8 protein-coding genes are annotated in these 14,030 nt (G+C 38.9%); all 8 read left to right on the forward strand.

Annotated features, from left to right (window positions below; genetic code table 11):
- Positions 1 to 269: 269 nt before the first annotated feature.
- A complete protein-coding gene (locus CS937_RS17080; RefSeq protein ID WP_099159677.1) occupies positions 270 to 1,271 on the forward strand; it encodes a Gfo/Idh/MocA family protein in 1,002 nt (333 codons plus the stop codon).
- Between the two features lie 140 nt (positions 1,272 to 1,411).
- The gene (locus tag CS937_RS17085; protein WP_245835781.1) at positions 1,412 to 2,353 is read left to right on the forward strand and encodes a sugar-binding protein; all 942 of its coding nucleotides are present in this window, start codon (positions 1,412 to 1,414) and stop codon (positions 2,351 to 2,353) included.
- Positions 2,350 to 3,771 carry a sensor histidine kinase gene (locus tag CS937_RS17090; protein WP_099159679.1) on the forward strand — a complete coding sequence of 474 codons (1,422 nt, stop codon included), beginning with the start codon at positions 2,350 to 2,352 and terminating at the stop codon, positions 3,769 to 3,771. Before CS937_RS17085 ends, CS937_RS17090 begins: the two co-directional genes overlap by 4 nt.
- Complete coding sequence (locus CS937_RS17095; RefSeq protein WP_099159680.1) at positions 3,771 to 5,201, forward strand: response regulator; 1,431 nt, start codon at positions 3,771 to 3,773, stop codon at positions 5,199 to 5,201. Before CS937_RS17090 ends, CS937_RS17095 begins: the two co-directional genes overlap by 1 nt.
- 98 nt (positions 5,202 to 5,299) lie before the next feature.
- Positions 5,300 to 6,589 (forward strand): ABC transporter substrate-binding protein, encoded by a 1,290-nt coding sequence (locus tag CS937_RS17100; protein ID WP_425445476.1) that lies wholly within the window; start codon positions 5,300 to 5,302, stop codon positions 6,587 to 6,589.
- Between the two features lie 135 nt (positions 6,590 to 6,724).
- Positions 6,725 to 7,663, forward strand: a complete 939-nt coding sequence (locus tag CS937_RS17105) for a carbohydrate ABC transporter permease (protein ID WP_099159682.1) — start codon at positions 6,725 to 6,727, stop codon at positions 7,661 to 7,663.
- 68 nt (positions 7,664 to 7,731) lie between these two features.
- Positions 7,732 to 8,484 carry a carbohydrate ABC transporter permease gene (locus CS937_RS17110; RefSeq protein ID WP_425445486.1) on the forward strand — a complete coding sequence of 251 codons (753 nt, stop codon included), beginning with the start codon at positions 7,732 to 7,734 and terminating at the stop codon, positions 8,482 to 8,484.
- A 344-nt stretch (positions 8,485 to 8,828) separates the two neighbouring features.
- Positions 8,829 to 13,940, forward strand: a complete 5,112-nt coding sequence (locus CS937_RS17115) for a GH92 family glycosyl hydrolase (protein ID WP_099159684.1) — start codon at positions 8,829 to 8,831, stop codon at positions 13,938 to 13,940.
- Positions 13,941 to 14,030: the final 90 nt, after the last annotated feature.

Consider the following 14,030-nt stretch of genomic DNA (forward strand, 5'->3'; position numbering starts at 1 on the left):
GTAGGGCTAACAATTTATACAAAGAAAGATGCCTATGTAAAACCAGATGTAAATGCAAGTTTATAAAATGAAAGCGGGACAGAGGGACAGTAACCTCGTCCCGCTTTTTTGTTATTGAGACAGGTTCATCGTCTCACCGTTACACTGGGACAAGGGACCTGTCCCCCTGTCCCACTCGCAAATGTATCATTATCCTTCACATAGTTGGGAAGTTGTGGCTATAATTAAAGTAGTTTTAATAGTTTCATAATTTTTAAGGGGGTTTTACTGTGGGTGTTGTTAGATGGGGAGTACTAAGTACAGCTGGAATTGCGCAGGAACAGTTATTACCTGCCTTTCAACGTACGACAAATGCTGAGGTGGTTGCGATTGCAAGTGAAAGCGGACTTGCTAGAGCTAAAGAGGTTGCTGAAAAATTTACGATAAAAACAGCTTATGACAGTTATGAGGCTTTACTTGAGGATGCTAGTGTTGATGCGGTTTATATTCCGTTACCAAATCATTTACATAAAAAATGGGTGATCGAAGCGGCAAAGCATGGAAAACATATTTTGTGTGAAAAGCCTGCTGCTCTTCATAGTGGTGAGGTAATGGAGATGAAGAAGGTGTGTGTGGAGCATCATGTTATTTTCATGGAAGCATTTATGTATTACTTTCATCCACAGCATGAGCGTGTAAGAGAGATAATAGCATCTGCTGAAATTGGTGATGTATCATTTATAAGAGCAGCATTTTCTTTTCCGTTACAAGAGAAGGCTAACAATATTCGGATGAGCAGCGAAAAAGGTGGTGGCAGTCTTTATGATATAGGATGTTATACGGTCCACTCGATTCGAAATGTACTAAATACGGAACCGGAAACCGTACAAGCTCATGGTGTAATCGATCCAGACTATAACGTGGACACAGATGTTGTTGCATATTTGACATTTCCCAATGGTGTACGAGCAATGTTTGATGTTAGTTTTGGGTTAGTTGATCGCAGTGAATACGAAGTGATTGGAACAAAGGGGAGGATCGTAGTCCCGCGACCGTATAGACCGGACCAGAATGGTGGAGAGGGATCAGTGGTTGTGGAAAAAAAGGGTGTTACGAGAACGGAAACGATAGTAGATGACCAGTACCGTAAGCAGGTAGAACATATTTCTGAGGCAATTTTGAACGGTACACAGGTAAGACATGATTTTACCAATACGTTGAACAATATGCTTGTTATTGACGCATGCCTCGAATCGATCCATACGAAAAAACAAATAACCCTAGGACAGTAAACGGGAATAGGGGTCTCAGTTTCCTTGCTGGGACAAGGGACCTGACCCCCTGTCCCTGACCCCCTGTCCCACAAAAGCAGGTGATATGAGTGTGGCCTAATTCTAAATTATTTTTTTATACGTGTAGTGGTGTGATTTTTGTGATTAGTTTTGTTGGTATGTTGATTTATGGATACAAAACTTTCTATATCGAAACGGATGATGTGGAAGCGAATGATTATGCATACCATTTTGCGCTTATTGCGGAGGAAACGGATAATGACTATTGGCGATTGGTTGAGCAAGGGGCAAAGAAGGCTGCGGACGAAAAGGATATTTATCTAGAGTATGTAGCTCCTGAAAAAGCGGATAACGGAAAAATGCTGAAACTACTCGACAGAATGATTTCTGCAAAAGTGGATGGCATTATTATTCAAGGTATTGAAGGAGAACGTTTCATCAATTTAGTACATAAAGGAATTGAACGGGGAATACCGATTATTACAACTGATACCGATGTGAAAAATAGTGAGCGGAAGGTATATGTGGGAACGAATAACTATTATGCTGGGAAACTCGCCGGCCAAGCAATTATAAATAATACGAGCGGTGAACAATATGTTGGTATTGTAACTGGCCGTTTCGACGCCATTAATCAGCAGGAGCGGATTGATGGGTTTAAGGATGCGGTTGCTACAGTCGACAGAATTCATATTGTAGACATAAAGGAATCCAACATTACAGAGATTGGTGCTTCGCAAGCCACTTATTCATTGTTAAGACAGTATCCTCAAGTTACAGCAGTATTTGGAACAAGTGCACTTGATGGTGTTGGTATCGTTAATGGACTTCAGGAAATAGCGCCAAATAAAGACATGTATATTGTAGGATTTGATATTTTGCCAGAAACGTTGAATCTAATAAAGCAAGGTAAAATTGATGTAACAATTGCGCAATATCCGAAAGAAATGGGGTATCGATCGGTAAACGTAATGATTGATCTGCAAACACAAGCGTATTTAAAGGAACAACAATTCACGGAAACTGAAATAATCGATAAACATGATTTAACAACAACAAAGCGCTTTGGTGAACGAAAATGAAGACGATTAGGGGAAAGCTATTAGTCTACTTTTTTGTGTTTGTCATTTTGTTTCAGGTGACGGCTGTGTCTATTTTTGTCAGTTCAAATGAATTAATGCGTACTTATAATAATAGTTTTCAACGATTCTTGTTATTAAATTCTATTTCGCAAAAGTCAGAAACACTCTATACCGAAACCGAGAAGTTTGTCACAGAATACGAATCTGATCATCACAGCTACTATGTTGTAAAGGAATTGCTGCAGCAGGAAAAGGAAAAATTGGCATCTTCTTTTTATGACATTGATCCAATTGAAATGAAGAACTATATCAATTTGATTGAGACGTTTATTCAGGAGAGTGAATTAACGGCTGGTTTTGTTATCAAGGATGATATTGAACAATACACCTATCATTTAGAGGAAGCGCGTAACGCATCAGGGTATATCCAGGAAGCAACATTGGAATTAATTAATCTTGAGTTGACTGCCTATCAATCGTTTTATCAGGATTTGCAAGTACGGAACCAGTCATTTTTATATTTTATTATTTTCTTGTTTATTACAACGATCATGCTTGCTATATTTTTTGCGATTTGGTTCTCAAGTGGTGTTACGAAGCCGTTGAATAAATTATCGCAGGCTGCAAAGGAAGTATCAAGTGGTGATTTATTAGGGGAACCGGTTACGATTCGGTCTAAGGATGAACTGAAGCTGCTTGGGGATACATTTAACAGCATGCGTTCGAATATTCATGAATTAGTAGAAGAGATTAAGGACCAGTCTGAATTGGATCGACTTCTCAAGGAAATGGAATTAAAGCATTTACAGAGTCAGATCAATCCCCATTTCTTATTCAATACATTGAATACATTGTCAAAAATGGCGTATTTGGAAGATGCCAAATCCACTTCAGCATTAATCGATTCGGTTGCGACAATTCTCCGGCATAATCTTGGTGAAATTGATCACCATGTTATCCTGAACGATGAGGTGAAAGTGGTTAAAGATTATTTCCATTTGCAAAAAACAAGATTCTCGGAAAGGATACAATTTGAACTACACGTTGATGAAAGTTGTTTGGACTTGGAAATACCTCGACTAACGCTTCAACCATTAGTAGAGAATGCATTTATTCATGGCATTGAAGAAAAAGAAGATGGTGGTACGATCTCCCTTCATATTTTTCAGAAGACTGATCAAGTGATCGTGGAAATTAGTGATGATGGTGCTGGAATGGATCAAGGCAAGATCGATCAATTAATGTCTCTAGGAAAACAACAAGATGTACACGTCGGTCATTCTACAAGTATTGGCTTGACAAACGTGATCCGGCGGCTTCAATTATTTTACCAGCTGTCCCATGTAGTTGAAATTGACTCGGAACAAAATAAAGGAACAACAATAAGGTTGCTACTGCCTAAAAGGAGGACAGGCTAATGCGTGTATTGATTGCTGAGGATGAACTTTTGGAAAGAAAAGCGATGAAAAAGTTCATCGAGGATAATTTTACGGAGATCACCGTAGTTGGTGAAGCACCAAACGGGAGAAAAGCAATTGAATTAGCTGGAGCTCATGAACCTGATATTATTTTTATGGATATAAAAATGCCTGGGATAAACGGTTTAGAAGCAATTGAGGAAATTATTCGGATAAATCCGGCTACTAAATTTATTCTTGTTTCAGCATACGATTCTTTTGATTATGCGAAGCAGGCCATGAAATTTGGAATCAAGGAATATATACTCAAACCTGGTAAAAAGGAAGAAATCGTAAAAGCTATTATGCGTGTGCAAAAAGAAATAGTAGTAGAGAAAAAGCAGCGAGCTGAAAAATTCCAATCCAATCAGCTAATCAAGGAACATCTAATTACAAAATTAATGAAATATCCAGTCGACGAGGATGTTATTGCTATTCAAAAGCAATTTTTTGCCAAAATGAAAAGTGGGTATTTTCTTGTTATACAAGCGGGCAAAGAAATTTCCAGGAATACGATTGAGCGTGTATTTGATCAATCGATTGATTCGCCATTTATCGTAAACTACAGTGGGAATAACTATACCATTTGCGTATTTTCTTCTACAAAGATAGATAAAGTTGAAATATTACAGGTGTCTAGAAAAGTACAGCTTGAACTAGGGCAGGATAGTTTTGTAGGTGCAGGTCTACCATCTTCATCAGTCGACGATCTACCAAGATCATACCAGGAAGCACTTCATGCATGCTATCAGCTAGAAAAAGAGAATAATAGAAATTATGGATTTGTTTTGGAAAAAGATAAGCAGTTGAATTCTAAGGGTGCTTTGGAGTGGTTGCTGGAAGCGGTTGTGAAAGGTGATGACAATGAGGCGATAAGATTATTTAATGAAAATCAGGATAATTTCGACCAAAATACAATGGATGACTTATATCTTCACATTAAACAAGTCATGATTGAGCGTGATATTGCTATAGTGGAAAGCACACTATCTGAATTAACGACAACGAAAGATTGGGAGAAATTTATTACGATATGTTGTTTACAAATACAAGATTACTATCAGTCTAAGCAATATATCGAAAAGGCTAAAAAATATGTGCGGGAAAACTTTCAACAAGCTATAACATTAGAGGAAACAGCAGCACATGTCAATCTGAGTCCCAATTACTTTTCCAATATGTTTAAGCAGGAGTTTGGAACGACCTTTATTGATTATGTGACGAAGGTTCGCTTGCAAAGGGCTAAGGAGTTAATTGAAGGAAATAATTATTCATTAAAGGAAATCAGTTATATGATTGGGTATAAGGATCCGAATTATTTCAGTAGAGTTTTTAAAAAACAGTTCTTAGTATCACCGAAGCGCTTTCAACAGCAAATCTTAAAAAAATGAAGATAATAGTAAAAATGTACAGAAATTGATTACCCGAAGACGGTAAAAGTTTTCTATAATAGTTGTTGTAAGCGTTATCAAATAAAGGGGGAATTAGGTTGAAGAAATTATATGGATTTTTATTACTCTTCGTACTAGCTCTTGTGCTAGCAGCGTGTAGTTCGGATTCATCTGGCGATGGCGGTGATTCGGATAGCGGTGATGGTGAAAGTGCAGATAAAAAGGTAGAAATTTTTAGCTGGTGGACTGGTGCAGGTGAAGAAGATGGATTACTTGCATTAATTGATTTATTTGAGAAAAAGCATCCAGATATCAAAATTGAAAATGCAGCTGTAGCCGGTGGAGCCGGAACAAACGCAAAAGCTGTACTTGCAACAAGAATGCAAGGGGACGATCCACCATCAACGTTCCAGGTTCATGGTGGTGACGAGTTGAATGAAGGATGGGTAGCAGCAGGTAAAATGGAGCCGTTAAACGATTTTTATGAAGAAAACGGATGGATGGATAAATTTCCAGAAGAGTTAATTGATCTAGTAAGTAAAGATGGAGAAATTTATTCTGTTCCAGTAGATATTCATCGTGGTAATGTCATGTTTTATAATATGAAGGTATTTGAAGAAAATGGAATTGAAGTACCTAAAACGTTTGACGAGTTTTTTACTGCAGCAGATAAGTTACAGGCTGCCGGTATAAAACCGTTAGCATTAGGTGATAAAGAAGCATGGACGGCAACACAAATTTTCGAAAATGTTCTTTTAGGGGTTTTGGGACCTGATGATTACAAGAAACTTTTCGAAGGTGAAATTGGCTTTGATGATGCACGCGTAAAAGAAGCGGCTGAGAAGTTCAGCAAAATGCTAGATTATATTAATGATGACCATGCTTCTCGTAACTGGCAGGATTCTGCACAATTAGTTGCAGATGGTGAAGCTGCTATGATTAATATGGGTGACTGGGCTAAAGGTTATTTCTCCAATGATTTGAATTTAGAAACAAACAAAGATTTTGGTTACTTTGAATTCCCTTCTACGGATGGAGAATTTGTTGTAATTACGGATACATTTGGCTTACCTAAAGGTATTGAAAATCCAGATGATGTGAAGGAATTTTTAAAGGTTCTTGGCTCTGTGGAAGGTCAGGATGCATTTAATCCATTAAAAGGATCGATTCCAGCACGTGTTGATGCGGATAAATCAAAATACGATAAATACGGTCAAGAAACAATGGAAGATTTCAAAGGAGCAAGATTAGTTCCAAGTCTTGCTCACGGGTCTGCAGCATCAGAAGGATTTTTAACAAAGGTTAACCAAGCAGTAAATATCTTTGTTACGCAAAGAGATATCGATAACTTTATTAAAGCATTACAAAATGCAGCACCTGAAATGTAGTATATAAAAGCATATGAGGCTGCCTTAAAGCGGGACACGGGGACTGACCGCTGTCCTGGGACAAAGGGTCTGACCCTTTGTCCCGCTATGGCAGCCTTTATCTTTTTCACCAACCTCGGATTAGGAGGATCTAACGTGGCAGAAAATACACAGACGAAGCGTAAAAAGAGGTTTACCAAGGATCAATGGACTGCGATAGCATTCTTAATACCGTCCATTATTTTAATCCTTGTTTTTGTTTACGGTTTTATCGGCTGGACTGGGTATGTCTCGCTGAGTAATTGGAATACACTTGTACCAGATTTCTCATTTGCTGGTTTAAAGAACTATATTTATTTGTTTAACGATTTTCGTTTCCAAGCGGATTTGCGAAATACATTGTTCTTTACGATATTATTTATTGGTTTTGTAATTATTCTAGGAATGGGATTAGCCATTTTAATTGATCAGAAACTAAAAGGTGAATCCATTTTCCGTAATATTTTCCTTTTTCCAATGGCATTATCATTTATTGTTACTGGTGTCGTCTGGCAATGGTTACTAAACCCGTCAACTGGATTTAATCAATTTTTAAGTATGTTTGGCATTGAACCAAAATGGTATACGGATACAAACATTCTAGCTGGATTTGAATGGGGGAGTATTGAATTTGGCTTGCCTGTAGCGATTATTGCCGTTGTTATTGCAGCTGTTTGGCAAATGACAGGATTCTCGTTAGCCATGTATTTAGCAGGTTTACGAGGAATTCCTGATGAATTACGAGAAGCGGCTAGGATGGACGGCGCGAGTGAATTTCAAGTCTATCGAAAAGTTGTCCTGCCTATGCTTTTACCGATTACTATGAGTGTCATTATTATTATGGCGCATATTTCGTTGAAAATATTTGATTTGATTTATGCGATGACAGGATCAGGTGCGAACTTTGTTACCGATGTACCTGGTGTCTATATGTTTGAAACAACGTTTAGAGGAAATTATTATGCGAATGGGGCTGCTATTGCAATTATCATGTTACTTTTAGTGGCAGTATTTATTGTTCCATATTTATGGAATAGTAGAAAGGGTGATAATTAATGGCAGCATTTAACATAGGAAAGTTCATCAAATACTTAATTTTGATTGTTTTGGCTATCATTTTTTTAATGCCTATTTATGTCATTATTGTAACGAGCCTAAAGCCTTTGGATGAGGTATCACTTGAACAAATGTGGGCATTACCGACTTCGATAGACTTTAGTTCATATGTAGAGGCGTTTACCAATTTAGCCCCAAATTTTATGAACAGTATTTATCTAGTTGTACCGGCAACACTATTATCTGCTTTACTTGGTGCTATGAATGGGTATGTATTGTCTAAGTGGAAATTTAAAGGTGCGGACATATTGTTTACGTTTATTTTATTTGGGATGTTTATTCCGTATCAAAGTATTTTAATCCCACTAATTCAATTTTTGCGTACGATTGATCTGTACAACACGATACCGGGATTGGTTCTAGTCCATGTGGTGTATGGGTTACCGATTACAACATTGATGTTCCGGAACTTCTACGCAAATATTCCAGATACAATGATCGAGGCAGCCAAAATAGACGGTGCCAATTTCTTGGGGATATTTAGACATATCATTATTCCATTGTCGATTACTGGATTTGTCGTTGTAGCAATCTGGCAGTTTACGAATATATGGAACGAGTTTTTGTTTGCTGTAACGATAACGACAAACGACAACCAGCCGATAATGGTAGCCCTGCAGAATTTATCGGGTAGTCAAATTGTCGAGTGGAACGTGCAAATGGCAGGTGCCCTAATAGCAGCACTACCGACATTGCTCGTCTATATTTTTCTAGGAAAGTATTTTGTAAGAGGATTGTTAGCAGGATCTGTAAAAGGATAGTTTGAAGTGTGGGACAGAGGGTCAGACCCTCTGTCCCGCTTTTTTATGGTGGGCGTAGTGGGACAAGGGGTCAGTCCCCCTGTCCCACCACTGGACGGGGACAATGGACCTGACCCCTTGTCCCGCTTATAGGAATGTTGTACTAGTTTGGTTGGGGGTGTTTTCTTATAATAGTCTAGAAATTCTTAAAAATGTCCATTCTTTTTTGAAAGCGGTTACAAAAAGGTGAAGTATACTGGTAGTAAATTAGTAATAGGGTGAAAGTGATGAAGGAATAGCATGCGGAGGGAGGGAGTTTTTCAATAAATTAATTCGAATCTATTAATCTATGAGGAGGATAAGTAGTGAGGAAAACGTTTATACCAAAAATATCTAGTATGCTTTGTTTGCTTTTATTCGTCTCGTTACTACCAATCTCACCTGTGAAAAAGCTTGTAACGAAAGCGGCTGCAACAGAGAACTTCCATTCATCGTTTGAAGCAAACGACCTTCAGCCAACTTGGGAAAATACATCAGAAGTAGATAGTGAAGGGAAAAAAATGACCTCAGGTGTGATTGGAGAAATTCCTTATGATTCTATTCAAGGGGATATAACGAATAGAGTAGAAGAAGTTACAGCAAGTGCCAGCAATCCCCCAAATGAAGTGGAAACTAATTTAATTGATCGAAGTACACAGTCAAAATGGCTGGCATTTGAATCGAGTGCATGGATTGAATTTTCATTTGCCGAGCCAGAGAAATTAGTCAAATATGCACTAACATCGGCGAACGATGCACCGGGAAGGGATCCGAAAAATTGGACATTTTCGGGATCTAATGACAAGGAAAATTGGGTGGAGTTAGATACAAGAACAAATCAAGTATTTGAAGAGAGATACCAAAGAAACGTATTTGAATTTGAAAACGATGAGGCATATACGTATTACCGGTTAACGATTACGGAAAACGCCGGTGAGGGGCTTACCCAATTAGCAGAGGTTGCATTATCTAACGGTGTTGATGTCCCACCGCCACCACCATCAGATATGAAAACATATGTTAGTGATGGTCCAACAAGTAGTTATACTGCTAAAACGAGAGTTGGTTGGACAGGTGAAAAAGCGTTAACTTATGAGGGCAGACATGAAGTCGACGGGGAGGCATATGCGTATAATAAGATTTTTGATGTGAACATTGAGGTTACACCGGAAGCGCAGCTATCCTATTATATCCATCCACAGTTCGTTGATCAGGAGCAGACGGATTATTCCAGCACGTATGTGTCGATTGATCTAGCATTTACTGATGGAACCTATTTAAGTGATCTAGGTGTCAAAGATCAGCATGGTATTGTGTTAAACCCGCAAAAACAAGGGGAATCAGAGACACTTTATCCGAATCAATGGAACTATAAACGTGCAAAAATTGGCGAACTAGCTGAGGGTAAAACAATTGATAGAATACTAGTCGCCTACAAGAATCCAGAAGGACCGGGCGTCTTTAAAGGAAGTATTGACGATATTAAAATCGAGGGTAATCCGGACCAGGCGACCTACGCAAGCCCAGTTGATTATGTAAACATTTTACGAGGAACAAATTCAAATGGAACATTTTCACGTGGAAACAATTTTCCTGCAGTAGCTGTTCCACATGGATTTAATTTTTGGACTCCGGCTACGGATGCTGGTTCAACAAGCTGGCTTTATAGTTATCAGCAATCCAATAACGAGAATAACCTTCCAGAACTAGAGGCATTTTCTTTAAGTCATGAAACAAGCCCTTGGATGGGGGATCGTCAGACATTCCAGGTTATGCCGTCTAGTGGTGATAACCTAAGTGCTGATCGAAAGAAAAGAGCACTTCCGTTTAAGCATGAAAATGAAATAGCAAAACCGCATTATTATAGTGTGACATTTGAAAATGGTATTCAAACAGAAATGACGCCCACGAATCGAGCAGCAATGTTTACCTTCAGATTTACAGATGATACGTCAAACCTTATTTTTGACAATGTAAACAATAATGGTGGCTTAACCTTATCCCCGGATAACCAGACAATTACTGGTTATACAGATGTTAAAAGTGGTCTTTCAACAGGAGCAACAAGAATGTTTATTTATGCGACAGTTGATAAGCCTGTAAAAGATAGTGGCAAATTAACCGGAGAAGGAAGAGATAATGTCACAGGCTATTTGCAATTTGATACATCTGGCAGTGATAAAACGGTTACAATGAAAATTGCAACATCGCTACTTAGTGTTGAACAAGCCAAGAAGAACTTGGAACAGGATATTACGCCTGATGCTAGCTTTGAAGACTTAAAGGAACAAGCGAAAGACCTTTGGAATAAAAAGCTGCGTATTATTGAAGTAGAAGGGGCATCGAATGATGAGCTCGTAACATTATATTCGAACATGTACCGTCTATTTTTGTATCCAAACCTAGCCTATGAAAATACGGGTACAAAAGATGATCCTGTTTATCAATATGCCAGCCCATTTTCTGAGGAAGTAGGCGAGAATACCGCTACGGAAACAGGAGCAAAGATTGTTGAAGGAAAGCCATACGTTAACAATGGTTTTTGGGATACGTACCGAACAACGTGGCCAGCATACACATTGTTGACACCAACAAAAGCAGGGGAAATGATCGATGGATTCGTCCAACAGTACAAAGATGGCGGTTGGATTTCGAGATGGTCCTCACCAGGATATGCAAATTTAATGGTTGGTACTAGCTCAGATGTGGCGTTTGGTGATGCCTATCAGAAAGGCGTAACTAACTTTGATGTTGAAGCTTATTATGAATCAGCGATAAAAAATGCCGCTGTTGCAAGTGAAGATCAAAGTGTTGGCCGCAAAGGATTAGCTACGTCTATCTTTAATGGTTATACAAGTAATTCAACAGGAGAAGGTATGTCTTGGGCGATGGATGGCTATATCAATGATTTTGCGATTGCCAACATGGCAAAGGAGCTCATGGAAAAGAAAGGGAAAGATAACCCGAAATACGACCAATATAAAGCAGATTATAATTACTATTGGTCACGCGCCCAAAATTATGTAAATATGTTTAACCCAAATACCGAATTCTTTATGGGTAAAAATGCTGCAGGAAAATGGGGAGCTACTTCTGAGGATTTTGATCCTCGAGAGTGGGGTGGCGACTACACTGAAACAAATGCATGGAATATGGCGTTTCATGTGCCACAAGATGGACAAGGTTTAGCCAACCTTTATGGAGGACGAGATGAACTAGCGAATAAACTCGATGAATTTTTTACAACTCCAGAAACTGCTCAACATCCGGGGCATTATGGTGGTATCATCCATGAAATACGCGAGGCTAGGGATGTCCGAATGGGAATGTATGGACACAGCAATCAGCCAGCTCACCATATCGCATATATGTACAATTATGCTGGCAAGCCGTGGAAAACACAGGAAAAAGTTAGTGAGGTGCTATCCCGTCTTTATTTAGGAAGTGAAATTGGTCAGGGATACCCAGGTGATGAAGATAACGGTGAAATGTCTGCATGGTATATTTTCAGTTCAGCAGGGTTTTATCCGTTACAAATGGGACGCCCGGAATATGCCATCGGTGCACCTTATTTTGAAAAAATGACGATCCATTTAGAAAATGGTAAGGATCTTGTAATAAAAGCACCAAATGTAAGCAAAAAGAACAAATATGTACAAGGCTTAAAGGTGAATGGCAAGTCTTATAATAAAACAACACTACCGCATGACTTGCTAGCTGAAGGGGCAACACTTGAATTTGACATGGGTTCAGAGCCATCTGATTGGGGTACTGGTGAAGATGCATTACCGAAATCTATGACAGATAGTTCAACAAATGGTTCCTCCTTACTGCCTGATCCATTAAAAGATTTAACCAATGATGCTGATGGTAAGGTTTATCATAGTGATCAGGGAGTTGCGAATCGTCTTTTTGATAACAACTCGGAAACAAAATTGACCTTGGAAAGTGATAAACCGTGGATACAATATCAATTTAACGATGGTGGTAAGAGGGCGTTAATGTACACCATCACTTCAGGTGACAATGACCAGGCAGATCCGAAAAGCTGGACATTATTAGGATCTAACGATGGTAAAAAATGGACAATACTTGACGAAAAAACGGATATTTCCTTTAAATGGCGTGAATTTTCCAAAGCCTTTATGATTCAAAACCCAGGTGAATATACTTACTACCGTGTTCAAGTAACGAATGGTGGAGAAGAAGGTTCTACTTCATTTGCAGAAATTGAATTTCTAGGGTTTGGAAATACAAAAGAGAAATTTGAACAAGTGAGAGACCAGTATGAAGGCTATCGTGACGCTGGTGATATTAAAGGACCACTAGTCAAGCAAATTGATACGAAGCTTAGACAGGCAGAAGATCAGTTCGAAAAAGATCATTTTAAACAGGCAGCGAAGAAACTCAATGATCTGTTGAAATTCATAAATAAGAAATCTGGAGACATCTCAAAAAATGCGAAAGAAGTGCTAAGTGCAGACGTCAACGCATTAATCACTTCTGTTACCAGATTAAACCCAGATGGTAAACCAGGGAAGGGGAAATGGAAATACAAAGATGAGGTAGAACAAGTGCCAATCTTTGAAGTATCCAAGCTAAGTTCGCCAACTGTTGAACCGGGAGAAAATGCTACAATTTCGGTTCATGTTGCAAATATTGGTTTGCTAGCTGGTGATAAGCAAATTGACTTTTCTTTTGACGGGGAACTAATAGAAACTAAATCAATTACGATGGAACCTGGCGAAACTAAGGATGTTACTTTTGAGGTAAGTAATGTTCCATTAGGCATCCATCAAGTCAAAATCAATGAATTAACTGGAACATTAAAAGCGCTTCATGATGGACCGGTTCTGTCACTTAATTTTGAAGATAGTGTAGTGGATGCATCACCATATGGACATGATGGAAAAATTCATGGCGATGTTTCATTTGTCGAAGGAAAAGTAGGAAATGCCATTCAATTAAATGGTGGCTGGATTGAAATTCCTTCTACTGAACTGTTGAATGGTGGAGATGAATTTACAATTGGATTATGGGTTAATCTTGAGGATGCTGGTTCAGATCAGAAGATCATTGGTAAGACCTCTATAGGAGATGGGTATGTTCTTGGTGTAGATGGCGGTCTTTATCCTGAAATGTGGGATGATAGTGGAAGCAGATTTAGCTTTAATAATGGCACGATCGCTTCTAACGAATGGACACATTTAGCATTGACCTGGAAACAAAACGGACAGGTCACGGGCTACATCAATGGTGAAGAGGTGGCCAGTGTTGCCGCAGGAATGAATCCTATCGCAGCAAATGATACCCCACTGATTATTGGTGGGGCACCTTGGGGACCTGATGGACTTCAGACAAAAGGTTTGATTGATGAAGTTCGAATCTTTAAAGAAGCACTCAGTTCAGATGAGGTAAAGGAGCTTTACACAAATTGATTTAGTGGTGAACTGGACAGGGGGCAGCCCCCTCGTCCTGGGACAAAGGGACTGACCCCATGTCCCATCCATACCAAAAAACTCCGATCC

Source organism: Virgibacillus ndiopensis, from assembly GCF_900187325.1.
Classification (GTDB): Bacteria; Bacillota; Bacilli; order Bacillales; family Amphibacillaceae; genus Virgibacillus_E; species Virgibacillus_E ndiopensis.

Bases quoted from the DNA above. Each gene is read 5' to 3' on its own strand.
- CS937_RS17110 (WP_425445486.1), top strand. From the start codon at position 7,732: ATGCCTATTTATGTCATTATTGTAACGAGCCTAAAGCCTTTGGATGAG.
- CS937_RS17095 (WP_099159680.1), top strand. From the start codon at position 3,771: ATGCGTGTATTGATTGCTGAGGATGAACTTTTGGAAAGAAAAGCGATG.
- CS937_RS17090 (WP_099159679.1), top strand. From the start codon at position 2,350: ATGAAGACGATTAGGGGAAAGCTATTAGTCTACTTTTTTGTGTTTGTC.